Here is a 23,006-nt window from a genome sequence, read left to right on the forward strand (position 1 = left end):
GAGAGGTTTCATCTTCGTTACGTGCGTCCGACGAGTAGGGCAGGCCTCACGCTTCGGGTCGCCCGACCCATACTCCGCGGGCATGTCCGAGGTGCCGCTTCATCAGTTGGGCAGCACCGGTCGCGTCGCCTGCCTCGACCAGATCCAGGAGCTGGCTGTGCTCCGCGGCGGTCTCCTTGAGCCGACCCTCGTCATACATCTCCTGCAAGGCAGACAGCCGAGTGAGGCCGCGCAAGCGACGCACCTCATCGACGATCATTCGATTGCCGGCGATCGCAAGAAGGCCGAGGTGGAAGATGTTGTCAGTGGTGATGTGCTCACGAAGCAGCCCCTCCGCCGCGGTGCGCTCGACCTCAGCCGCGATGGGACGCAACGCAGATACTTGCTCGGGAGTGGCGATTTCGGCGACACGGGCCACCGTCGGCACTTCGAGCAGCGTCCGGATCGCGATGATGTCGTCCATATCGTCGTCGCTGATAGGGACGACCCGGTAGCCGCGGTTGCGTATCGCTTCGACGTGTCCCTCTCTGACCAGATCGAGCATCGCCTCGCGAACGGGCGTCGCTGAGACACCCAACAACTGCGCCAATGCGGGGGCGGAATACACCGTGTCCGGTTTCATGGTGCCCGCGACCATCGCCTCGCGCAGCGCGTCGGTGACCCGGTCGCGGATGCTGGATCGCGCGCCGAGGTTGCGTACAAGAGGTGTCGTCTCGAGCGGGCTCATGGTTCAGGCCTCCGATGTCGGCAGAGTTCAGTCCGACACGATCAGCGTACCGGCGACCACCCAGCACGCCGGGTCGTCGGGTTGCCGTGGAGTCCACATCTGGAAGTGACAGCCGTGCAAAACGGTGTGGAGGGGCTGACGGGAATCGAACCCGCGCTATCTGCTTGGGAAGCAGAAGTTCTGCCATTGAACTACAGCCCCGAAGTCGCTTCTCGATGCCGTGAGCACCGTGCGACGACTCCAGCATACAGAGCATTCCCTCGGGCGACGTCCGGGCGGCCGGGTGGGATCCCTCGGCGCGGGTCGCGACGATCGCGTCGAGATCGCCGATGTCCTCGGTATCACGTGGACCGCTCGCGCCTCCTCTCACCTGACGCACCGCGGCGGCGCGCCGGAAAGAGGAGGGCATCGTGTCCCACATCATCAGCATCCGCTTCGATGCGGCCGGGCCTGTCATCGAGGGGGCGGACGGTCTGCCCAGCACGGCGACGGGAGCGGTGGCGCCGACGCCGCTGACGGCTCCGGTGGCAGGGCGCGCCTCGGCGGACAGCCTCGACCACGGCTGGATACCCGACGGGGCGCTGACGGTCGACGGCGTCGACGGAGTCCTGACCTTCGGCGAATGCGCCATGGATGTCGTGCTCGCCGGAGTCACCGCCACCCGTCCGGGCGCACTCGTCTCGGGCAGCGGCATCCCGGCGGCCGTCTCCCTCTCCCCGGACGACTCCGGCGGCACGCGCGTGACGGCGGAGGTGCGCACGACGGGCGCCCCCGTCTCGCTCGACACGGTCCTTCCCGTCGGCACCGACGTGGCGCGGATCGGCGTCTGGATCGCGGGCACCGAAGCGGCCCTCGCCGTCGACGGTGTGATCGTGGCGCGACGGCGCACGACCGCACCCGCACCGCCCGCTGCGGGCACGATCGTGCTCGGCGGCGCCCCCGCGGACGACGGCACCCCGACGGCCACCGAGGCGACGATCGTCGAGGTGACCGTCGGCGACCTGCTGGATGCCACTCAGGAGGCCGAGCTCGCACGCGCCGCATCCGACGGACTCGGCGAGATCGACAGCCTCGTCGCGAGCGGCATCGAGGGATCGCCGGGCGCGCCGACCGCGGCGCCGATGCGCCAGGGCGGGGTGAGGTGGCAGACGTTCGGGGCCGCGACCGCCTACTGGAGCGCCGCGACCGGCGCGCACCTCGTCTACGAACGCATCGGCGCGGTGCACAGCGCGCGCGGCGGAGTCCTCGGCCGCCTGGGGCTGCCGATCTCCGGCGAGTCGGGCGTCGCCGAGCTCCTCGAACGGCTCCGCGTGAAGCCCCGCGGCAAAAGCGGGTTGACGGGCTGGGACGTCCTGCAGTCGCGCGGGGTGCTCTCCCGGCAGGACACCGTGCTCCCCGCATCGGATGCCGCGCTCCGGCGCGCCTCGGCGACGGTTCGCGCCTCGGCACTCGTTCCCACAGCGAGCGCCCCCGCCGAAGCGGGCGAGCGGCATGCGGGCGCTGCAATCGGCGAGCGCCTGACCGGCCGGCGCGCCTCACGCCCGCTCGAGACGGCGCTCGGTTCCGTGTCGGTCCACAGAGGGGTCGGCGCAGCGCTGGAACGAGGCGAGATCGGCGCCGTCGAGGCATCCGTCGCCCTTCCGCAGGCCTTCCTCCGTAACGACGCTCTCTCTGCCGCGATCACCGCGCTGCGGCCGGACACCCGCGCAGACGCACGGCCGGTGGGCGAGGACGCCGGGGGCCTCGGTGGACTCCTGGCCGACAGCGAGCGGCGGGGCGTTCCCATCCAGGTCGCCGTCGGCGATCTCGGCTACGTGATCATCGGCCCGCGGGCGCAGCTGTTCCAGCACGGCATCGTGATCGTCACGGCGAACGCGGCCGTCGAGTTGTACGACGAGATCCTGGCGCACTGGCTGCTCCTCGGCGGGACGCGCGGCTTCCTGGGGGCGCCGCGGGGCAGCCAGATCGGCATCGTCGGCGGCGCTTACGCCGACTTCGGCGGCGGGCGCATCTACTGGTCCGCCCCCACCGGTGCGCACGAAGTGCACGGGGCGATCCTGGATCGCTACTTCAACACCGACGGGACCGATCGCGCGTTCGGCTTTCCGACGAGCGATGAGCTGGCGGTCGACGGCTTCGAGACGGCGCGGATGTCGACCTTCGAGGGCGGCATTATCTTCTGGCGGCCTGAGACGGGCGCGGTGAAGCTCGCAGGCGATTTCCTCGCCGCGTGGAACGCTGCGGACGGCATCGCGCATTACGGGCTGCCGACGACGGAGATGCAGAAGGTCACGCGCGGCGGTGTCGAGTACCGCTGGCAGGTGTTCGACCGTGGAGTGCTGATGTGGACCGCCGATATCGGGATCTTCGACCAGCTCGCCGTGCGCATCGCCCGCGTCGCGACGGGCAACATCGATGACGGCTTCGAGCTCAGCGGTCTCATCCCCCGTGAAGACACGACGGCGGAACTCATCGTGAAGGCCTGGGTCTGGGTCGACGGCGCCGAAGTCCTGCACAAGGAGAGCGGGCACGGCGGGGCATCCATGGACTTCTCCGACTGGGAGACGGCGCCCTTCCCCGTCCGTCCCGAGACGACGGTGCGCATCCGGATCGAGGCGTGGGACTGGGATGAGATCTCGAGCAACGACCGCCTCGCCGAGCGCGACGTCACCTACACGATGGGCGGAGATCTCTGGGGTCTCACGGAGGCATCCGGCGCACACCTGAACGAGCCGTCGACGGCCAACGACTCGTCGAATGCGGATGGCGGCGACGTCACCTTCGACTACTCCATCTCGCCGCCCGTCGCCATCGAGATCGGTCGCATGCGCGAGCATCACTTCTGGCGCTTCTCGAACAAGGGCCGCGACCACCTGCCCTGGTCGATGTACAAGGAGACGTTCGTCGACATCGACGGCGACGACGTGAACTACTTCACCGATCCTCTGGATTCCTGGTACTACGACTCGCAGTACGAGAACGTGGCGGACGGCGGCAACTGCTTCGGGTTCTCGGTGTCGGCCATCGACGCCTTCCAGCGTCGGGGCGGCGTTCCCCAGCCCCTCTCACAGCAGACGAGCAACCGCGTCGACGACAAGAACTGGCGCCTCATCAACCGGGGACAGGGCAGTCAGAAGGCGGCGAGCGTCGTCCTCTACAAGATCGGCGCCAAGCTCGAGCCGGACTTCTGCGACCCGCGCCGGGTGTGGGCCCGGGTGAAGGCGAGGACGGATGCCGGGACGCCGATCACCCTCTCCCTGCGCGGCTACGACGACGCGAAGGACGCGGGAGTCGGCCACGCCGTGATCGCGCACCGATGCGAGCAGACCGGCGACGGAGCCCGTCGCATCTACATCGCCGACTCGAATGTGCCGTACGGCCCGGGCTGGGAGCGCGACGAGTCGTCGATGATCGTCATCGGCGCCGACGGCTCCTTCCACGTCGAGCCGTCGGGCACCTACCCCGAATTCGTGGCCCCCGCGTTCGAGGAGGGGTCGCTGGGCAAGCGGTACCTGATGGAGATCCCCGAGAGCGCCTACGCGAGCCCGCTGCGGACGCCGGTGTGGGATTCCGCGACAGCGCTCGCGTGCCTGGCCGGAGGCATCCTCACCAGTGACGGCGCGGCCGTGGGCCAGGTCGAGGCGGGCGGGCGGAAGCTCGTCGGTGACCAGCGACGCCGGCTCATCGACGACCTTCGGCTGCAGAGCGAGGTCCTCGACGGCGCGGTGCGGGGCGGGATCGTCGAGGCCGCGCAGCCCATCGACGAGATGCAGCTCGCCCCGGAGGCGGTCGCGTCGGTGGTCGCGACGGGGCTGCGCGATCAGCAGCGCCTCGTGTCCGCCGCGGCCCTCGTCGCCGACAACGGATCCGTCGGGCTGGACCTTCCGACCGCGGCGATCGGCTTCGCGTCGGCGCTGGACACCGTGCCCGGAGCGGAGCGGGCGAAGGCCTCGTGGGGGTCGGTGTCGCTCATCTCGAGCGAGCGCGCCGATCGCATCGAGGCGGCGCTGAACCGGTCGGGCGTGTCGATCGGCGATCTCATCACCCCGGGGGCGATGCCCGACGTGGCGTTCGTGCACGCCGACGACGACCGCCCCGGTCGGGAGATCGTGGCGTTCCGCGGTACCGTGCCCGACGAGATCACGGTGACCCTCCGCGGGCGCGGCGAGGTGTATCGCACCGCGCTCCTGGGCAGGGCCGCGCTCATCCGCACCTCTGCGCCGCTCGCGCGAGGCGCCTTGGACACGCTCGTCGCCCAGCAGCTCGCCGGGCTGCGACCGGGGGTCCGCATCATCGGCGCGGGCGAGGCTCGGATCGCCGACGTCTCGCTCGACCTGCGGAAGGATGCCGGACAGTCGGCCGGCGGCGACGGCCCGTCCGGCTGGGCGGTGCGCCTCGGCGTGGGGGAGGGTGCATCCGCATCGGTACGCTGGCTGGCCGGTCGTCCGGGGCTGCGGCTCCAGCATGCCGTCGCCGTCCCGGCATCCGAGCTCGTGTACCGTGCGGGGACCGTCGCGTACCCCGTCGCCGCCGCGCAGGCGGGCGAGATCATCCGGATCGCCCCGGCGGACCCCGCCTCGCCCCTCGGCGCGGCACGGATCGAGCGGCTCAACGTCGTGGGCGACCTCCTGTCGTCGGATGTGGTCGATGCCACGGGTCGGTGAGGTCGATCGGCGGTGAGGTCGATCGTCGGTGAGGTCGATCAGGACCCGGGCATCCGAAACGGGGGCAGACTGGTCTGATGGGCCGACAGTGCGCCGAGGCGACGGATCCCCCGGAGGGCGGCATTCCGCCGGGTGAGAAGACCTGCGCGTCGTGCGGACGTCGCATCGAGTGGCGGGCGAAGTGGGCCGACGACTGGGCGTCCGTCCGGTACTGCTCCGCCGCGTGCCGCTCCCGCGGCCTGCGGCCGGTGGATCGCGAGCTGCAGGAGGTGATCCCGCGGCTCCTGGCGGCCCGGGCGGAGGGCGCGACGATCTGCCCCTCCGAGGCCGCCCGCGCCGTCGGCGGCGAGGAGTGGCGTGAGCTCATGGAGCCCGCGCGCCGTGCCGCGCGACGTCTCGTCGCGGCCGGCGACGTCGAGATCACGCAACGCGGCCAGGTCGTCGACCCCTCGACCGCGAAAGGGCCGATCCGCATCCGCACCCGTCGCTGAGCCGGGCTCCGCGCGAGTCGACGACCGAGCAGCCGACCATCGCGCGGGGCCGTGGTCCGGCGTCCTGTTCCTGGGTGTGTGTGGGAGGGCCACGCTCCCTCGTGCGGGCGCCCCTAGCCTCGCTGTATCGGCAAGCCCGCATGGGAGGTGTGCAGTGTCCCCATCACAGATCGCAGCGCAACTCTCGGACCTCCTGCGCCGGAGGGTCGTGCTGTGGGATGGCCCGCTCCGGCGAATCGCCGCGGAACCGGTCGGCGATTCGGACCGTGGAGGCGTCGACGTGCGGTACGGCCGTGGTCGCGGAGCGCTGCGGATCCTGGGCGCGCGGCGCGGAGACCTCGACACGTTCGAGTGGTCGGTCATCGACGCCGCGACCTACCTGCTCGACCTGGCGCTGGGGGTCGGTGCGGCGACGCACAAGGACTGGGTGCTCAACGCCCTCGTCGACGACGACCGCGACGTTCGTCGGGATGCGCTCTGGGAGGTCCGCGCCCGACGTTGGGTCGACTCGAACAGCGAAGGGATCGATGTGCTCGCGGTCATCCTCGACGGCATCAGTGAGGTCGGGCAGGTGGCCTTCGGGCGCCACCTGGCCGCGATCACGCACCGGAACGCGCAATTCATCGGACTGCACCTCGGTGCAGCACTGTTCGCCTGCGCCCCGACGCTCGACGTCACAGAGGTGGGCCGCGCCGCGGAGGTCGAGGCGTCACGCCATCGCGCCCGGGTGCGAGGGCTCGCCGTGGCATCCTGCCCACCGTCGGCGGCGGATATCGAGGATGCCGCCGAGCGCGCGGTCCACTCCGCGCGGCTACGCGGCACGCTCCCCGGACAGGTGGGCTCTGCGCGCGCGGAGGACCTCGGGGGATGGTCGCTTCTCCATACACTTCCGCGCTCTCGGTCGCTGCTGACGCAGGCATCCCCCGCGGCGATCGCTCTGGCGGCCAGTGACGATCCGACCCAGCGCGAGACCGTCGAGGTCTACTTGGATGCGGCGGGCCGAGCCAACGTCACCTGCGAGCTGCTGCACATCCATCGGACGACGCTGTACTACCGCCTCGAACGGATGCCCGACTCCGTGCGTGAGGCGCTCGCGGATGGGATGCAGCGCAGCACCCTGCACCTCGCCCTCAAGCTCCTGCGGCTCTGGGAAGAGGAGGAGGCGGCGAGCGCCCCCGTCGTGACGGTCCCCTTCGATCCCACGCGTCACCACGACCGGCTCGGCGCCTGATCTCGGCGGGCGTCCGGGTCGGGCGCCCGTGAATCTCACGACGAGTGGCCGACAGTCCCGCTCAGATGTGCGGCCGACGCCGTCAGGTGCGATGCGGACACGCGCAGTCGGCTGAGCTGGATGAGGCCCTGCGAAGCGAGGACGACGCGCGCCGCCAGGGGGCGGGCCTCGACGGAGGAGAGGTCCACCGACCGCGCTGCCGCCGTCCGCAGCAGCTTGTCGTGGAGGAGATCCTCGATCCGCGCGGTCGCGGAGTCGGCGACGACGCGGATCTCGGGAAATCGGTCGCCGAGATCGACGACGCTGTTGAGCATCAGGCATCCGCGCCGGTCGGCGTGGGACGTGCATTCGGCGACGATCCGGTCCAGATATTCGGCGACGGCGGAGCCGAGATCCTCGCTCACCCCGCTGGTCGCCTCCGCCGCGAGCTCCACGCGGGCCTCGCAGTAGCGGCCGAAGATGCGCAGGAAGAGCGCGAGCTTGCTCCCGTAGATCGCATAGAGGCTGCTGACTCCGGCGCCGGATGCCGCCGCGATCTCCTCCATGGACGTGCGGTCGTAACCGCGCGACCAGAAGAGCTCCTGGCCTACGTCCAGGAGCGTCTCTTCGTCGAATCGCCGTGGCCTGCCCACCTCCACAACCTACTTCGTGGACCCCGGACAGGGGCAACGGGTGCGTCCGTATGTGCGGCAATCGTGTCCGATTCCGACGTACGAGGGGTGACGCCGACGTCGAGAATTGGAGTCGTCATTCCATTACTGGCTGGGGGGCTCATGAGGTCTTCGTCAGATCCGCTCGCGGACTTCCTCCGCGACCGACGCGAGTCGCTTCGTCCTGAATCGGTGGGCGTGCAGACCATCGACCGCCGACGCGTCCGCGGATTGCGCAGGACCGAGGTCGCGGAACGGGCCGGCATCAGTGCCGACTACTACCTGCGTCTCGAGCAGGGACGAGGCCACCAGCCCTCCGAGCAGGTTCTGCGCGGGCTCTGCCGCGCCCTGATGCTCGATATCCACGGAAGCGCCCATCTGGAGCGTCTCGCGCGGCTCGGCTCCGGCTCTCCGTCACCCGCGGCGGGCGACGACGTGCCCGACGGCGTGATCAAGCTCCTCGCCGCGCGCCCGGATGCCCCCGCGTACCTGTCGAACGCGGCGGGCGACATCGTGGCGGTCAACGCGTCCGCTCATCTGCTCGCTCCGGAGTCGCTGGCTCCGGGGGTCAACCTCGTGACGTCGATCTTCCTGCACTATCCGGACCCGCACTCCGAACCGCACTGGCGTCGCGCGGCGACGAATGCGGTGGCCGCGCTGAGGTATCACGCCGATCCGCGCAGCCCCCGTCTGCGCGAGCTCGTCGCCGAGCTCAGCGCATCGGACCCCCGGTTCCTGCCGATCTGGAACCGCTGCGAGGTCCGGCCGCTGACGAGTTCGCGGCCCCTCTTCCTCGTCGAGCCCCACGGATGGGTGACGCTGCGCGCGGAACCCTTCGCCGTGTCCGGTGCGAGCGGGTACACGCTCACGCACTTCTTCGCAGAACCCGGCACTCCGGGCGCCGTCGCGCTGCAGGATCTCACCGACCGTGTTCGCGGTGTCGGAACGATGGTCGCCCCTCTCCTTGCAGTGGCAGCGGGGGTCGGTCAGAGCGCGGGCGCCCTGTCCTCACTCGATGAGCGGAACCGACGCTGATACTCGGACGGCGTCGTCCGATATCGCGCATGGAACGCTCGGCGCAAGGCGGAGGCTGACGCGAACCCGGCGGCCGCCGCAGCCTCAGCGACCGTCATCCCGCTCTCGAGCTGATTGAGAGCGAGCTCGAGGCGCAGCGAGGTGATGTAGGCGGCCGCGGTGACGCCGAGCTCGTCGCGGATGACACGCGTGAGGTGACGGGTGCTCACGTTGACGTGTGCGGCCAGCGTCGTGATGCTCGTCGGACGCGTCGGGTCGTCGCTGATGTAGCTCGCGACGGCCTGCGCGATGCGCGTGCGCGGGGCGGGCAGCTTCAGTGCCGTCGAGAACTGGGACTGGCCGCCCGAGCGGCGCATGTACACCAGGAGGTGCTGCGCGACGCTGCGCGCGACGTCCGCACCCAGGTCCTCTTCCACGAGTGACAGGGCGAGATCGATTCCGGCGGCGACCCCGGCCGAGGTGTAGATCTGCCCGTGGCGCGTGAAGATCCGCTCCGCGTCGACGGCAACGCGCGGGTAGCGCGCCGCCAGGACGTCGGCGAACTTCCAGTGCGTCGTCGCGGAGTGGCCGTCCAGCAATCCCGTCGCCGCGAGTCCGAAGGCGCCGCTGCAGATGGATGCCACGCGCCGCGCCTGGCCGGCGAGGCGCATGATGGCCTCTCGCAGCGAGCGGTCGTCGAAGACCGCGGGCGCCATCTCGCTCCCCGGGATGATGGCCGTGTCGAGTGGGCCGCTGTCAGCCGCGGCGCCGTCGACGCCGATCCGCAGTCCCATGGAGGTCGTGACATTCTCGCCGGAGGGCGAGTAGAAGCGGAGCTCGTAGGCATCCGTCGTCAGGTTCGCCTCCGAGAAGACCTCCGCCGGTCCGACGAAATCGAGCGGTTTGACCCCGTCGAAGACGAGGAACCCCACCTTGCGGCGCCCTGCGTTCATGTCCGTCCCCGCGATCCCGTGTCGACAGTCAGCTTCCCACCGTTTCGACAGGGCCCGAACGCCGCGCGCCGCGGCCGCGCGGGTTCCGACATCTGTCGAGGCCGGGACTCGACAGATGCTCATGCCCTTGACGGATCGCCCCGCCTACCGTGGCGTCTACGCGCGGCGCCGCCGCGGGAGAGAGAAGAGGTCTGCCATGTCCGAATCGCCCACGATCGTCCTTGTGCACGGTGCTTTCGCGGACGCCGCGAGCTGGGCGCCCGTCACACGGGCCCTGCTCGATCAGGGTTACACGGTGCGGGTCCCCGCGGTGCCCAATCGCAGTCTTCTCGGGGACTCGTCGTACATCCGCTCCGTCGTCGAGCAGATCGACGGCCCCGTGATCCTCGCCGGCCACTCGTACGGGGGTGCTGTCATCACGGTCGCGGGTGCCGCGGACAACGTCGTCGGGCTCGTCTACGTCTCCGGGTACGCCCTGGACGAGGGGGAGAGCCTGGGGGAGCTGCAGGGAGGATTCCCCGACTCCGATCTCGCTCAGCACCTCGTCTACACCCCGTTCCCGATCGATGGCGGCGAGCCGGGCACCGACGTCTCGGTCGAGGTCGACGCGTTCCCCGAGGTCTTCGCGCACGGCGTGCCTCTCGCCACCGCCGAGGTCCTCGCGGCATCCCAGCGCCCTCTCGCCGCTCTCGCGTTCGGCGAGTCCGCGCCGGTGGCGGCGTGGAAGACGAAGCCCGGCTGGGGCATCGTGTCCCGGGCGGATCACACCATCAATCCCGATGTCGAGCGCTTCGGGTACAAGCGGGCGGGGCTTCGTTCGGTCGTCGAGATCGATGCGCCCCACCTGGTGATGCAGACGCACCCTGCGGACGTCGCGAAGGTCATCACCGACGCGATCGCCGAGCTCGGCTGAACGCGCGCCGTGCGGGGCGGACGCTCCGCCCGGCACGGCCGGTCTGCTGCGCCGGCGCTGGGTCGTCCGCGCGTCACAGAACCGGGAAGAAGTGCTCCTTCGTCCGGTGGGGACGATCGGGAACGCGTTCGCATCGACGACGGTCATCGCTGTTTCCTTTAGATCTGCGGCGGGCGCTAGATCCGCCCGCCGCGTCCGCAACGCGACAGATGACGAGAGTCCCGACCTGCGGAAAGACGGACGCTGGACGAATGTCGGATGCATCGTCGATGCGGCCGCCCGTAGCGTGATCGCGCCGCCCCATCTCCCCGGGGCGACGACCCGAATCGCGAACCGACCGAACGGAGACGGACATGCCTTTTGTGACCACGGAAGATGGTGCGGAGATCTTCTACAAGGACTGGGGCAGCGTGGATGCGCAGCCCATCGTGTTCCACCATGGCTGGCCGCTGTCGTCGGACGACTGGGACGCGCAGCTGCTCTACTTCCACAGCAAGGGCTACCGCGTGATCGCGTCGGATCGTCGCGGTCACGGCCGCTCGTCGCAGATCGGCACCGGTCATGACATGGACCACTACGCGAGCGATGTGAACGCGGTCGTCGAGCACCTCGATCTGCGCAACGCGATCCACATCGGCCACTCGACCGGCGGAGGTCAGGTCGCGCGATACGTCGCGACGTACGGCGAGCCGCAGGGGCGTGTCGCGAAGGCGGTCCTCGTCGCGTCGGTTCCCCCGTTGATGGTGCAGACCGACGCGAACCCCGAGGGTACGCCGGTGTCGGTGTTCGACGGATTCCGGTCCGCGCTCGCGGCGAATCGCGCGGAGTTCTTCGAGGCCGTGGCATCCGGGCCGTTCTACGGTTTCAACCGCGACGGGGTCACCCCGTCCCAGCCGGTGATCGACAACTGGTGGCGGCAGGGCATGACCGGCAGTGCGCTGGCCCACTACGAGGGCATCAAGGCGTTCTCCGAGACCGACCAGACCGAGGATCTGAAGGCGATCACGGTGCCGGTGTTCGTCATCCAGGGCGACGATGACCAGGTCGTGCCGTACAAGGATGCGTCGATCAAGCAGCACGAGCTGCTGCAGAACTCGATGCTGAAGATCTACGAGGGCTACCCCCACGGCATGCTCACGACTCACGCCGACATCCTCAACCCCGACATCCTCGCCTTCATCCAGCAGTAGGTCGGCATCGGAGGCCGCGCCGGCTCATCCCGGCGCGGCCTCCGATCTCTCGTTCTCGCGCGCGCCGACGTGGGGTTGACATCCCGACCTAACGCGGGTTACTCTCGTGTCATCAGCTGCTAACGCGAGTTAGTTTCCCACAACGATGAGGCGAAATGTCGACGAACGACGCTCGGAACCGCGCGGTGACGATGAAAGACGTCGCCGCCCACGCCGGCGTCTCGCGTACCGCCGTCTCCCTGGTGCTCAACGGCCGTCACGACGTCACCCTCGCCAGCGAGACCCGTGCGCGGGTGCTCCAGGCGGCCGCCGATCTCGGCTATCGGCCGAATGCCGGGGCCCGGGCGCTCGCCCAGCAGCGCAGTGACTGGTACGGGCTCGTCACCGAGATCGTGACCGCGCCGTTCGCCGTCGAGGTCATCAAGGGCGCGCAGGACCGCGCGTCCTCCGATGGCAAGTACCTCCTCATCGCCTCGACGGAGTCCGACCCCGTCGCCGAGTCGGCAGCGATCGAACGCCTCCTCGAGCAGCGCGTCGAAGGGCTGATCTACGCGGCGACGTGGCACCGCGCCGTGAACGTCCCCGAGATCGCGCGAGAAGTTCCCACGGTCCTCGTCAACTGCTTCGACGCCGAGGGCCGCTACCCGGCCGTCGTGCCCGACGAGAGGGCCGGCGGACGCCGCGCCGCCGAGCGGCTCCTGGCCGCGGGCCATCGACGGATCGGCTTCGTCAACCTCGACCCCGGCATCCCCGCCGCCGTCGGTCGCCGCGAAGGCTTCCATGCGGCGCTGCGCGAGGCCGGCGTCGAGCCCGACGACCTGCTGGAGATCAGCGGCCACGCGACCGCGCACGGCGGATTCGACGCCGCCGCCGAACTCCTCGAGCTGCGCGAACCGCCGACGGCGATCTTCTGCGCGAACGATCGCATGGCCATGGGCGCCTATGACGCGATCAAGGAGCGCGGACTGCGCATCCCCCGTGACATCGCCGTGATCGGGTTCGACAATCAGGAGCTGATCTCGGCTTACCTGCGTCCCGCTCTCACGACCATTGCGTTGCCCTTCGAACAGATGGGCTCCGTCGGCGTGGACCTCCTCGCCGAGACCACCGCGGGTGAGTCGACCGACACGAAGATCGTGACGGTCGACTGCCCGCTCCTCGAGCGCTCGTCGGTGTGACTGGACATCCCGCGACGAGCACGACCTTCGGCTTCAACGCAGAAGAAAGGAACAGCACCAATCATGGCACTACGGAGAGGACGGATGGCGGCGCTCGCCGCCATCGTCGCCGCAGGAGCGATCCTGCTGGCGGGATGCTCGGGAGGGGGCGGCAAGGCCGCCGCAGACCTCGACGGCTCACAGCTGCTGACCATCCCCCGCGAGGACATGGGGACGTTCGATCAGAACTTCAACCCCTTCTCGAACCCCGACTTCCCGATGACCCAGGTGGCCATCTACGAGTCGATGCTCGTCTTCAACCCCGCCGACGGCACCACGACCCCGTGGCTCGCGACCGACTGGGAGGCCGCGGCCGACGGCACGGGTCTCACGTTCCACCTGCGGGAGGGCGTGAGCTGGTCCGACGGCGAGCCCCTCGTCGCTCAGGACGTCGTCACGAGCTTCGCGCTGCAGAAGGAGATCCGCGGCGGATTCGACTACATCGACACGGTGACCGCGGTGGATGACCTCACGGTGCAGTTCGCCTTCAACACGCCGTTCTCGCCGGCGCTGCTGGATGTCGGTCAGCAGATCATCGCCCCGTCGCACATCTGGGACGCGCAGAGCGACCCGGCCAAGTTCACCAACCCCGAGCCGATCGGAACCGGCCCCTACACCGAGGTCACGAACTTCCAGGCTCAGTCCTTCGACCTCCTGAAGAACCCGCACTACTGGCAGCCGGAGAAGCAGAAGATCGCGGGCGTGCGCATGCTCGCCTTCGCCGGGAACGACGGCGCGAACCTCGCTGCCGCCAACGGAGACGTCGACTGGGCTCCCCAGTTCATGCCGAACATCCAGCAGTCCTTCGTCGACAAGGACCCGGAGCACCGCTTCTACTGGTTCCCCACGATCGGGTCGACGATCAGCTGGCAGTTCAACACGACGAAAGCGCCGTTCGACAACCCCGACGTGCGCAAGGCGCTGTCTCTCGCCGTCGATCGCGACCAGGTGACGTCGATCGGCATGCAGGGGTACACGAAGCCTGCCGACTGCACCGGCCTCTCCGGCGCCTACGACGCCTGGCGTGACACCTCCGTCGCGGACTCCTGCACCTGGACGGCGCGCGATCTCGACGCCGCCGGCGCGATGCTGGATGCCGCGGGCATCACCAAGGGAGCGGACGGCAAGCGGGTCCTCCCCGACGGCACCCCCTTCGCGTTCGACTTCTCCGTGGGCACCACCTCGAGCGACTGGGTGTCCGTCGGCAACGTCATCTCGCAGAACCTGGCCGAGCTGGGGGTCACCGTCACCGTCAACGCCCGCGACTGGGCCGATGTCGTCTCGAGCTACGAGAACGGCTCGTTCGACTCCGGCATCGTCTGGAGCAACAATGCCCCGACGCCGTACCAGTTCTACCGCGGCGTCATGTCGACCGAGACGGTGAAGCCGGTCGGCGATCAGGCCTTCGAGAACTACCACCGCTACGGCAACGCCCAGGCCGACGCCCTGCTCGCGCAGTTCGCGTCGACCTCGGACGAGGCCGGGCAGCACGCGGCCATGAACAAGCTGCAGGCGCTGTTCGCCGATGTGGCTCCCGTCGTGCCGCTGTTCCCCGGGCCGGAGTTCGGCGCCGCCACCACGCTCCGCTTCACGGGCTGGCCCGACGCGGACAACCCCTACGCGTCGCTGGGCGCTCCGAAGGCACGCTCCGCCGTGCTGCTGCTCACCACCCTCGAGCCCGTCACGGGCTGACGATCGGTCGACCACCGCGCCGCCCGCCCATCACGGGCGGTGCGGTGGTCATCCGCGGAGAATCATCATGGGTTACATCCTTCGGCGCCTGGGTTTCTACCTCGCTGCCTTCTGGGTCTCCATCACCCTCAACTTCATGCTCCCGCGCCTCATGCCCGGCGACCCGGTCACCCGCATGGTGGCCCGCCTGCAGGGCGCGATCCGCCCCGACCAGATCGACGCGCTCCGGCGCTCGTTCGGACTGGACGACGCACCGCTGTGGGAGCAGTACTTCCGGTACCTCGGGCAGATCCTGCGGGGAGACTTCGGCTTCTCGATCTCGCGCTTCCCGACCCCCGTCACCGACGTCATCGCCAGCCAGATCGGCTGGACGATCCTGCTCGGACTCACGTCGCTGATCATCGCCGTGCTGATCGGCAACCTGCTCGGCATCCTCGCCGCGTGGCGTCGCGGCAGCGCTCTGGACTCCGTGCTGCCGCCCGTGCTCATCTTCATCGGCTCGTTCCCCTACTTCTGGCTCGCGATGGGCCTGCTGTACCTGTTCGGCGTCACGCTCGGGTGGTTCCCCCTGCGCCATGCCTTCTCGGTCGGTGCCACGCCGGAGTTCTCGCTCGATTTCATCGGCGATGTCGCCTGGCACCTGTTCCTCCCCGCCACATCGATCGTCCTGGTGTCGATCGGCGGGTGGATGCTCGGCATGCGCAACACGATGATCTCCACGAACGCCGAGGACTACATCACGATGGCCGAGGCGAAGGGGCTGCGGCGCAACCGCATCATGTTCGCGTACGCGGCCCGCAACGCGATGCTCCCCTCGGTGACCGCATTCGGGATGTCGCTGGGCTTCATCGTCGGCGGTGCGCTGCTCACCGAGGTCGTCTTCGCCTACCCCGGCGTCGGCTACCAGCTGCTGTCGGCGGTCCAGAACCTCGACTATCCCCTCATGCAGGGGCTCTTCCTCACGATCACCACCGCCGTGCTGATCGCCAACTTCCTCGTGGACATCGTGTACGTGCGGCTCGACCCGCGCGTGCGCGTCAGCTGATCGGAGCATGACGATGTCTCTCGCCCAAGATCCCCGCGCCCTCGCCGAGCTCGAACTCGGCTCCCCGCCGGAGGACGAGCACTCACCGCGCCTGCGGCGCCCCCGCCGAGAGGGGCTGCTGCGCGGCCTGCTCTCCAACGGCAAGGCCGTGGCGGGGCTCGTGATCCTCGTCGTCTTCGTGCTGATCGCGCTGCTCGCCCCCGTCCTCGCCCCGGGCGACCCGACGCTCATCCAGGGCCTCGGCGCACAGCCGCCCTCGGCCGAGCACCTGCTCGGCACGACGGCGAAGGGTCAGGATGTGCTCGCGCTGAACATCTGGGGCGCGCGATCGTCCCTGTTCGTCGGCTTCACCGTGGGAATCCTCTCGACCCTCGTCGGTCTGCTCGTCGGTCTCGCCTCGGCCTACCTCGGCAAGTCCGTCGACAACCTGCTGTCGCTCGTGACCAACGTGTTCCTGCTGCTGCCCGGACTTCCGCTCCTGGTCATCCTCGCGGCGTTCCTTCCGCCGGGCATCACGACCGTCATCATCGTGCTCGTGATCACGGGGTGGGCCGGCTCCGCCCGCGTGCTCCGCTCGCAGGCCCTGTCGATCCGCGGCAAGGACTTCGTCGCCGCCGCGCAGGTCACGGGGGAGTCGTCGCTGCGGATCATGTTCCGGGAGATGCTCCCCAACATGGCATCCATCGTGATGAGCACGCTCCTCGCCTGTGTGATCTTCGGCATCGGCGCCCAGGCCGGACTCGAGTTCCTCGGCCTCGGCGACATCTCCACGGTCAGCTGGGGCACCAACCTCTACTGGGCCAGCAACGACGGGGCCCTCCTCACCGGGTCGTGGTGGGTCTTCGTCCCCCCGGGGGTCTCCATCGCCCTCGTCGCCTTCGCGCTCGCCCTCGTCAACTACGGCGTCGACGAGACCACCAATCCGCGACTGCGTCGACCCCGCCGCCGGGTCTCGCCGTTCGCCCCGACGCCCGTCGTCGCCGATGTCGACGGCACCGGATCCACCGGAGAGGAGGCGGCACGATGAGCGCGCCGCTGCTGAGGATCGAGGATCTCTCGGTCGAGTACGTCACCGACCAGCGCACGGTCCGCGCCGTGGACGGCGTCACTTTCGAGATCGGCGAGGGCGAGGTGTTCGGCCTCGCCGGCGAGTCGGGCTGCGGCAAGTCGACGATCGCGAACGCGATCCTGCGGCTGCTTCGCGATCCCGCCGTCATCGCGGGCGGCTCGATCCGCTTCCGCGACGTCGACGTGCTGCGGCTGGATGCCGCGGCGCTCCGCGCCTTCCGCTGGCGCCAGGTCGCGATGGTGTTCCAGAGCGCGATGAACTCCCTCAACCCCGTCATGACGATCGGCGACCAGATCGCCGACATCTACACGACGCACGAGGGGATGTCGAAGAAGGCCGCCCTGCGCCGCGCGGCCGAGCTGCTCGACCTCGTCGGCATCCCGCACGATCGTCTGCGGTCCTACCCGCACCAGCTGTCCGGCGGCATGCGCCAACGCGTCGTCATCGCGATGGCCACGGCCCTCCGACCCCCGCTGCTCATCATGGACGAGCCGACGACCGCGCTCGATGTCGTGGTGCAGCAGGAGATCATGGCGCAGATCAAGGACCTGCAGCGCGAACTGGGCTTCGCCATCCTGTTCATCACGCACGACATGTCGCTGATGGTGGAGCTCTCCGACCGGATGGCCGTCATGTACGCGGGCCGTTTCGTGGAGACCGCGCCGGCGTCGGAGATCTTCGAGACGCCGCGCCACCCCTACACGAGCGCGCTGATGAACGCGTTCCCCCCGATGAGCGGGCCGCGCACGCGTCTGCACGGACTCGGCGAGGGCGTCCGCTTCACCCGCATCCCCGACCTCGTCGAGGTCGCGCCCGGCCACTGGTCTGCGCCGGCCGCGCCGGCCGCCCCGACCCTCGACTCGACCTCGCCGCTGGAGGCCACGCGATGAGCACCCCACAGACCGCAGATACCCCTGTCATGTCGATCCGGGGCCTGCAGAAGACGTTCTCGACCGGCGGGATGTTCTCCCGCGGCGCCGTCCGAGCCCTCGGCGGTGTCGACCTGGACATCGCGCACGGCGAGATCGTCGCCCTCGTCGGCGAGTCCGGCAGCGGCAAGTCCACCCTCGCGCGCTGCCTCGCCCGCCTCGAGCAGCCGACCGACGGCACCTTCCTCTTCGAGGGCCGCGACATCCTCCGGGCGGAGCGGCACCGCGCGAGCCGCGCGTACCGCTCCGCCGTGCAGATGATCTTCCAGGATCCGTTCGGCTCGCTGAACCCCGTGCACCGCGTGGGCCACTTCCTGGAGCGGCCGCTGCGCGTCCACGGCGCCGTCTCGGGCCGCCAGGCGCTCGAGGATGCCAAGCGGCGGCTCATGGCGAAGGTCGACCTGCCCGCAGAGTTCCTCGACCGATACCCGCACGAGCTGTCCGGAGGTCAGCGGCAGCGCATCGCGATCGCGCGGGCGCTGGCCGTGGGTCCCCGGCTGATCCTCGCCGACGAGCCGACGTCGATGCTCGACGTCTCCGTCCGCATCGGCGTGCTGAACCTCATGCGGTCGCTGTGCGAGCAGCAGGGCATCTCGATGCTCTACATCACCCACGACCTCGCGTCGGCGCGCTACCTCGCCGACCGGATCGTCGTGATGTTCGCGGGGGAGTTCGTGGAGGGAGGCGACGCGCTGACGCTTCTCGCCGACCCGCGGCATCCGTACACGAAGCTCCTCATCTCGGCCGTCCCCGACCCCCGCCGGCAGGGCGCTTTCGATCCCGTGGAGCGCGCCCGGCTGCGCAGGGAGGTCGTGAGTCCGACCTCGTGCGCGTGGGAGGGGACGCCCGGTTCCGAGTGCTCCTCGGAGCGCGCGGTCTTCCACGCCGTGGAGGGTCCGGCGGAGCACTGGGTGCGCTGCGGACTGTACGCGCCGCCCGCCGACGCGCCGGGGACGGCGATCGACCTGCCCGACGTGGCCGACCTGCCCGAACCGAACGAGGACACCGCCGCATGAGCACGCTCTCCGCAGACACGCTGGTCCCTCAGGACCTCATCGCCCGCGCCGCGACCGATCCGCATCGGCCCGCCTTCCACTTCACCGCCCCCGCGGGCTGGCTCAACGACCCGAACGGGCTGACCCAGTGGAACGGGGAGTACCACCTCTTCTACCAGCTGAACCCGTACGCGCCGGTTCACGCGCGCATCCACTGGGGGCACGCCGTGAGCTCCGACCTCGTGACCTGGCGGGACCTCCCCGTCGCGCTCATCCCGAGCGCGGGTGCGGACGTCGACGGATGCTGGTCGGGTGTGCTCGTCGACGACGGCGGCATTCCGACGCTCGTCTACTCCGGGCGCCACGGGGAGCGCGAGCTGCCCTGCGTGGCGACCGGGAGCGCCGACCTCGTGCACTGGACGAAGGATGCCGCGAACCCGGTCATCCCCGCGCTGCCCGACGGGTTCGACGTGGTCGCGTTCCGCGACCACTGCGTGTGGCGCGAGGGCGGTCGCTGGCGTCAGCTGATCGGCGCCGGCATCCGCGGCGAGGGCGGGACGGCCTTCCTCTACGAGTCGGACGACCTGCGCACCTGGTCGTTCGTCGGACCGCTGCTGGTGGGCGACTCCGACGACCGGCCTGAGGGCGCCCCGGACTGGACCGGGACCATGTGGGAGTGCGTCGACTTCTTCTCTCTCGACGGGCCGGCCACCGGCATCCCCGGTGCGGGCGGCGCCGACATCCTGGTCTTCTCCGCCTGGGACGACGGGGTCACGCATCACCCGCTGTACTGGACGGGCCGCTATGAGGGGAACCGCTTCGTGCCCGAGGCGCTCCGCCGCCTCGACCTCGGCGGCCGCTACTTCTATGCGCCGCAGTCGATGCGCGACGATGCGGGGCGTCGCGTCATGTTCGGGTGGCTGCAGGAAGGGCGGCCGGACGCCGCCGCCGTCGCCGCCGGATGGTCGGGGGTCATGTCGCTGCCCCGCGTCGTCTCGGCGAACCCCGACGGGTCGCTGCACCAGGAGCCCGCCCCCGAGGTGGCGTCGCTCCGCGAGGCGCGACTGCGCTCCCTCACCTCCGTGCTGGGCATCGAGCCGGTCGAGGTGGTGCGCGGAGATCAGCTCGATCTCGAGCTGCAGCTGACGATCCCGGACGGGGGGATCGCCACCGTCCAGCTCCGGGCGACCGACGACGGCGCCGAGGGCACCGTGCTCCGCCTGACGCGGCGCGGCGCCCACGCCGAGCTGACCCTCGATCGCTCGCGCTCGAGCCTCGACCCGGAGGTCGACGCGAGTGGACGCGCGGGGGAGGTGCCTCTCGATGAGGCCGGACGCGCGAACCTCCGCATCCTCGTGGACCACTCCGCCCTCGAGGTGTTCGTCGGCGGGGTCCCCCTGACGGCACGCGTCTACCCCACGCGTGAGGACGCCCTCGGAGTCCGCCTGGCCGGGCAGGGCGTCACGGCGGAGGTGACCGCGTGGTCGATGCGGGCCGCAGCGCGCACGGCCGAGGTGCAGGCCGGATGAGCGCGGGCGCCCCGCCGCCGGCGCCCTCGCCCGCGAGCATGCGACCGGCGTTCCACTTCAGCGTCCCCGACAACTGGAAGAACGATCCGCAGCGGCCGATCTTCCTGGACGGCGAGTACCACTACTACTACCTTTACAACGCGGACTACCTCGCCGGCGGCCGCGGGACGGCGTGGCGGCGGGCGACGACCCGTGACCACGTCGCCTTCGTCGACCGCGGCGTCGCGATCGAGAAGTTCACCGACGGGAACGGCGACTGCTGGTCGGGGTCCCTCGTGGTGGACGTCGATGACACCGCTGGATACGGTCGCGGCGCCGTCATCGCTCTGGTCACGCAGGCGCGGACCGACCAGGTGCCCGAGGGCGCCCAGGCGCAGTACCTCTGGTTCTCCACCGACGGGGGCGCGTCCTTCGGCCCCGGTGGGACCGACCCGGTTCTGGCCGACCCCGACATCGCGGAGTTCCGCGACCCGAAGGTCATCTGGGACGCCGTCCGCGGGCGGTGGTTCATGGCTCTCGCCGAGGGCGACCGTCTGGGCTTCTACGTCTCGCCCGACCTGGCGGCGTGGCAGCGCGTCGGAGAGTTCGCCCGCGATGACCTCGGGCTGCTCGAATGCCCCGACCTCTTCGAGATGACGGCTTCCGACGGGAGCTCGCACTGGGTCCTGGGAGTGAGCGCCAACGCGAAGCACCGGGGCCTGCCGGCCACCTACGCGTACTGGACGGGCGCCTTCGACGGCGCCGGGTTCGTCCCCGACGCTGCCGAGCCGCGCTGGCTGGACTGGGGGTTCGACTTCTACGGTGCGGTGACCTATCCCCACCACACGCCCACGGGCGACGAGGATGCCACGGTGCGCCACGCGATCGGATGGGCGAACTTCTGGGACTACCCGCACAACACCCCCACGCTGCTGACCGACGGCTACAACGGCGACGACATGATCGTCCGCGATCTGCGGCTCGTGCCTGACGCGGGCGGGTACTGCCTCGCGAGCGCACCCACTTCGGCGCTCCGCGACTACACGACGCGTGAGCACCGTCTCGGCGACCAGGAGGTCGACGGTCACGTCGACCTCCCCCTCCACCTCGCGGCATACGATCTCGAATGCGTCATCGAGTGGAGCGTCGACGCCCTCACTCCGACGAGCGAGGTCGGTGTCGACGTCTGCCGCGCGGAGGGCGGAACCCGCTTCGTCGGCGTCGGCCTCGACGTGGGCGCGGCGCAGGTCTTCCTCGACCGCACGATGACGATCAACCCCACCCGGGGTCGCACCCGCGCGCCGCTGGACACTTCCCGCGGGCGGGTGTCCTTCCGGATGCTCGTCGACCGGACCAGCGTCGAGGTGTTCGTCGATGACGGCCGCAGCGTGCAGTCGCACCGCGTCTTCCCGCTCCCCTCCGATGACGGCATCCGCCTGTACGCGCGCGGAGGATCCGCCACCTTCCGCGATCTGATGATCCGCGAACTGTTGGTTCCTGAATCGTCGGTCCCCGCGCACGAGAGCGAGGAGGCCCGCTGATGGGCGGCGGCGTCCTCGTCATCGGTGAGAGCCTCATCGACATCGTCACGGGCACCGACGGGCGGACGGCGGAAGTGGTCGGCGGATCGCCCGCCAACGTCGCGCTCGGGCTCGCCCGTCAGCGCATCCCCGTGCGGCTGCTCACCGCGCTCGCGCGCGACGAGCGCGGTGAGCGGATCGGCGCACACTTGGAGGGGGAGGGCGTCGACATCGATCCGGCCTCGTGGTCGGCTCCGGCGACGTCGACGGCGCATGCTCGCATCGGCGCGGACGGCTCGGCCGCATACGACTTCGACATCGCGTGGACGCTGGAGCGGCCGGTCGCGCTCGGCGATGCCACCCACGTGCACGTCGGCTCGATCGGCGCGTTCGTCGAGCCGGGAGCGACGGCCGTGGAAGCGGCCCTGCGCGAGCGTCGGCCCGGAACCGTGGTCACGTTCGACCCGAACATCCGACCGGCGCTCGTCCCCGCGCACGCGCAGACGCGGGCGCGTTTCGAGCGACTGGTGTCGATGTCGAACCTCGTGAAGCTCAGCGACGAGGATGCCGAGTGGCTCTACCCCGCCCTCACGCCGAGGCAGGTGTGCACCCACCTCGTCGAGCTCGGCGCAGGTGTGGCGGCCCTCACGGCGGGTGGCTCGGGGGCGATCCTGCAGTCGTCCCGCGCCGTGGTCGACGTGGGTGCGCCGCGGGTGGCCGTCCGCGACACGGTCGGTGCGGGCGACACGTTCATGGCAGCACTGATCCGGCGCGTGATCTCCTCTCCGGAGCTGCTCGACGCGGCGACGGAGGCCGACCTTCTCGCTGCCGGGTCGTACGCCGCCACTGCCGCGGCGATCACCGTGCAGCGGGCCGGGGCGGACCTGCCGACCCTCGATGAGATCCTCGAGGCGGCGGCGGCGCCCCTGGCATCCTGACCACCGGACGGGGAGGATGGAGGCAGGCGGCGCCGGGCGCTGCGATCGAGACGGAGGACCCCGATGTACGGAGAGAAGCCCCACCACAAGGACGAGGAGAAGCTCCTCGACCTCGCCGAGGAGCAGGCCGACGAGGCGGAGGATGCCACCGAGATCGACGACTCCTCGACCGACCCGAACAAGAGCCTCGAGCAGGACGAGGAGCCGACGACCGGCACCGGCCTGGCCTGACGGACGGTGAGAGGCGGTCGGTCGGCAAT

At 70.1% G+C, this 23,006-nt stretch carries 19 protein-coding genes and 1 tRNA gene; 16 read left to right on the forward strand and 4 right to left on the reverse strand.

Annotation, left to right across the window (positions count from 1 at the left end):
* Positions 1 to 46: 46 nt before the first annotated feature.
* Positions 47 to 727, reverse strand: coding sequence for a GntR family transcriptional regulator (locus J0P97_RS08160; RefSeq protein WP_215487278.1), 681 nt, complete (start codon positions 725 to 727; stop codon positions 47 to 49).
* Between the two features lie 127 nt (positions 728 to 854).
* Positions 855 to 928, reverse strand: a tRNA-Gly gene (locus J0P97_RS08165).
* Between the two features lie 209 nt (positions 929 to 1,137).
* On the opposite strand from J0P97_RS08165, the gene J0P97_RS08170 reads away from it, so the two are divergent.
* The 3 genes from J0P97_RS08170 to J0P97_RS15910 all read left to right on the forward strand — a co-directional run bounded on the left by J0P97_RS08170 (position 1,138) and on the right by J0P97_RS15910 (position 7,113).
* On the forward strand, positions 1,138 to 5,391 hold the full coding sequence (locus tag J0P97_RS08170) for a hypothetical protein (RefSeq protein WP_215487279.1): 4,254 nt from the start codon (positions 1,138 to 1,140) through the stop codon (positions 5,389 to 5,391).
* Between the two features lie 77 nt (positions 5,392 to 5,468).
* Complete coding sequence (locus J0P97_RS08175; protein ID WP_215487280.1) at positions 5,469 to 5,882, forward strand: DUF3253 domain-containing protein; 414 nt, start codon at positions 5,469 to 5,471, stop codon at positions 5,880 to 5,882.
* A gap of 280 nt (positions 5,883 to 6,162) precedes the next feature.
* A complete protein-coding gene (locus J0P97_RS15910) occupies positions 6,163 to 7,113 on the forward strand; it encodes a helix-turn-helix domain-containing protein (RefSeq protein WP_215487281.1) in 951 nt (316 codons plus the stop codon).
* 35 nt (positions 7,114 to 7,148) lie between these two features.
* On the opposite strand, the gene J0P97_RS08185 is transcribed toward J0P97_RS15910, so the two are convergent.
* Positions 7,149 to 7,745, reverse strand: a complete 597-nt coding sequence (locus J0P97_RS08185; RefSeq protein ID WP_215487282.1) for a TetR/AcrR family transcriptional regulator — start codon at positions 7,743 to 7,745, stop codon at positions 7,149 to 7,151.
* Between the two features lie 141 nt (positions 7,746 to 7,886).
* Between J0P97_RS08185 and J0P97_RS08190 the strand changes: the two genes are divergently transcribed.
* Complete coding sequence (locus tag J0P97_RS08190; RefSeq protein ID WP_215487283.1) at positions 7,887 to 8,798, forward strand: helix-turn-helix transcriptional regulator; 912 nt, start codon at positions 7,887 to 7,889, stop codon at positions 8,796 to 8,798.
* Here the strand turns inward: J0P97_RS08190 and J0P97_RS08195 are convergent.
* Positions 8,750 to 9,730, reverse strand: coding sequence for a GlxA family transcriptional regulator (locus J0P97_RS08195; protein ID WP_215487284.1), 981 nt, complete (start codon positions 9,728 to 9,730; stop codon positions 8,750 to 8,752). The genes J0P97_RS08190 and J0P97_RS08195 overlap by 49 nt on opposite strands.
* Before the next feature lie 196 nt (positions 9,731 to 9,926).
* Here J0P97_RS08195 and J0P97_RS08200 point away from each other — a divergent pair, with 196 nt between their 5' ends.
* The 12 genes from J0P97_RS08200 to J0P97_RS08255 all read left to right on the forward strand — a co-directional run bounded on the left by J0P97_RS08200 (position 9,927) and on the right by J0P97_RS08255 (position 22,977).
* Positions 9,927 to 10,643: an alpha/beta hydrolase gene (locus J0P97_RS08200; RefSeq protein WP_215487285.1), complete on the forward strand. Its 717-nt coding sequence runs from the start codon at positions 9,927 to 9,929 to the stop codon at positions 10,641 to 10,643.
* A 353-nt stretch (positions 10,644 to 10,996) separates the two neighbouring features.
* Positions 10,997 to 11,833, forward strand: coding sequence for an alpha/beta fold hydrolase (locus J0P97_RS08205; protein WP_215487286.1), 837 nt, complete (start codon positions 10,997 to 10,999; stop codon positions 11,831 to 11,833).
* A gap of 155 nt (positions 11,834 to 11,988) precedes the next feature.
* A complete protein-coding gene (locus J0P97_RS08210) occupies positions 11,989 to 13,011 on the forward strand; it encodes a LacI family DNA-binding transcriptional regulator (protein ID WP_215487287.1) in 1,023 nt (340 codons plus the stop codon).
* A 63-nt stretch (positions 13,012 to 13,074) separates the two neighbouring features.
* Positions 13,075 to 14,742 carry an ABC transporter substrate-binding protein gene (locus J0P97_RS08215; RefSeq protein ID WP_215487288.1) on the forward strand — a complete coding sequence of 556 codons (1,668 nt, stop codon included), beginning with the start codon at positions 13,075 to 13,077 and terminating at the stop codon, positions 14,740 to 14,742.
* Between the two features lie 67 nt (positions 14,743 to 14,809).
* Positions 14,810 to 15,787: an ABC transporter permease gene (locus J0P97_RS08220; RefSeq protein ID WP_215487289.1), complete on the forward strand. Its 978-nt coding sequence runs from the start codon at positions 14,810 to 14,812 to the stop codon at positions 15,785 to 15,787.
* Positions 15,788 to 15,800: 13 nt separating this feature from the next.
* Entirely contained in the window at positions 15,801 to 16,814 is a 1,014-nt protein-coding gene (locus J0P97_RS08225) for an ABC transporter permease (RefSeq protein WP_372449686.1), read from the forward strand.
* Entirely contained in the window at positions 16,811 to 17,746 is a 936-nt protein-coding gene (locus tag J0P97_RS08230; RefSeq protein WP_215487291.1) for an ABC transporter ATP-binding protein, read from the forward strand. Before J0P97_RS08225 ends, J0P97_RS08230 begins: the two co-directional genes overlap by 4 nt.
* Complete coding sequence (locus J0P97_RS08235) at positions 17,743 to 18,801, forward strand: ATP-binding cassette domain-containing protein (protein ID WP_215487292.1); 1,059 nt, start codon at positions 17,743 to 17,745, stop codon at positions 18,799 to 18,801. Before J0P97_RS08230 ends, J0P97_RS08235 begins: the two co-directional genes overlap by 4 nt.
* Entirely contained in the window at positions 18,798 to 20,309 is a 1,512-nt protein-coding gene (locus J0P97_RS08240; RefSeq protein WP_215487293.1) for a glycoside hydrolase family 32 protein, read from the forward strand. Before J0P97_RS08235 ends, J0P97_RS08240 begins: the two co-directional genes overlap by 4 nt.
* The gene (locus J0P97_RS08245) at positions 20,306 to 21,829 is read left to right on the forward strand and encodes a glycoside hydrolase family 32 protein (protein WP_246540040.1); all 1,524 of its coding nucleotides are present in this window, start codon (positions 20,306 to 20,308) and stop codon (positions 21,827 to 21,829) included. The genes J0P97_RS08240 and J0P97_RS08245 overlap by 4 nt, the downstream gene beginning before the upstream one ends.
* Positions 21,829 to 22,746, forward strand: coding sequence for a PfkB family carbohydrate kinase (locus tag J0P97_RS08250; protein ID WP_215487294.1), 918 nt, complete (start codon positions 21,829 to 21,831; stop codon positions 22,744 to 22,746). The genes J0P97_RS08245 and J0P97_RS08250 overlap by 1 nt, the downstream gene beginning before the upstream one ends.
* Positions 22,747 to 22,809: 63 nt before the next feature.
* Positions 22,810 to 22,977, forward strand: a complete 168-nt coding sequence (locus J0P97_RS08255; protein ID WP_215487295.1) for a hypothetical protein — start codon at positions 22,810 to 22,812, stop codon at positions 22,975 to 22,977.
* Positions 22,978 to 23,006: the final 29 nt, after the last annotated feature.

This window comes from Microbacterium flavum (genome assembly GCF_018717645.1).
GTDB classification, from domain to species: domain Bacteria; phylum Actinomycetota; class Actinomycetes; order Actinomycetales; family Microbacteriaceae; genus Microbacterium; species Microbacterium flavum.

Coding starts and splice junctions, on each gene's coding strand:
- J0P97_RS08160 (WP_215487278.1), bottom strand. CDS start 727: ATGAGCCCGCTCGAGACGACACCTCTTGTACGCAACCTCGGCGCGCGA.
- J0P97_RS08175 (WP_215487280.1), top strand. CDS start 5,469: ATGGGCCGACAGTGCGCCGAGGCGACGGATCCCCCGGAGGGCGGCATT.
- J0P97_RS08190 (WP_215487283.1), top strand. CDS start 7,887: ATGAGGTCTTCGTCAGATCCGCTCGCGGACTTCCTCCGCGACCGACGC.
- J0P97_RS08195 (WP_215487284.1), bottom strand. CDS start 9,730: ATGAACGCAGGGCGCCGCAAGGTGGGGTTCCTCGTCTTCGACGGGGTC.
- J0P97_RS08200 (WP_215487285.1), top strand. CDS start 9,927: ATGTCCGAATCGCCCACGATCGTCCTTGTGCACGGTGCTTTCGCGGAC.
- J0P97_RS08205 (WP_215487286.1), top strand. CDS start 10,997: ATGCCTTTTGTGACCACGGAAGATGGTGCGGAGATCTTCTACAAGGAC.
- J0P97_RS08210 (WP_215487287.1), top strand. CDS start 11,989: ATGTCGACGAACGACGCTCGGAACCGCGCGGTGACGATGAAAGACGTC.
- J0P97_RS08215 (WP_215487288.1), top strand. CDS start 13,075: ATGGCACTACGGAGAGGACGGATGGCGGCGCTCGCCGCCATCGTCGCC.
- J0P97_RS08220 (WP_215487289.1), top strand. CDS start 14,810: ATGGGTTACATCCTTCGGCGCCTGGGTTTCTACCTCGCTGCCTTCTGG.
- J0P97_RS08225 (WP_372449686.1), top strand. CDS start 15,801: ATGTCTCTCGCCCAAGATCCCCGCGCCCTCGCCGAGCTCGAACTCGGC.
- J0P97_RS08230 (WP_215487291.1), top strand. CDS start 16,811: ATGAGCGCGCCGCTGCTGAGGATCGAGGATCTCTCGGTCGAGTACGTC.
- J0P97_RS08235 (WP_215487292.1), top strand. CDS start 17,743: ATGAGCACCCCACAGACCGCAGATACCCCTGTCATGTCGATCCGGGGC.
- J0P97_RS08240 (WP_215487293.1), top strand. CDS start 18,798: ATGAGCACGCTCTCCGCAGACACGCTGGTCCCTCAGGACCTCATCGCC.
- J0P97_RS08245 (WP_246540040.1), top strand. CDS start 20,306: ATGAGCGCGGGCGCCCCGCCGCCGGCGCCCTCGCCCGCGAGCATGCGA.
- J0P97_RS08250 (WP_215487294.1), top strand. CDS start 21,829: ATGGGCGGCGGCGTCCTCGTCATCGGTGAGAGCCTCATCGACATCGTC.
- J0P97_RS08255 (WP_215487295.1), top strand. CDS start 22,810: ATGTACGGAGAGAAGCCCCACCACAAGGACGAGGAGAAGCTCCTCGAC.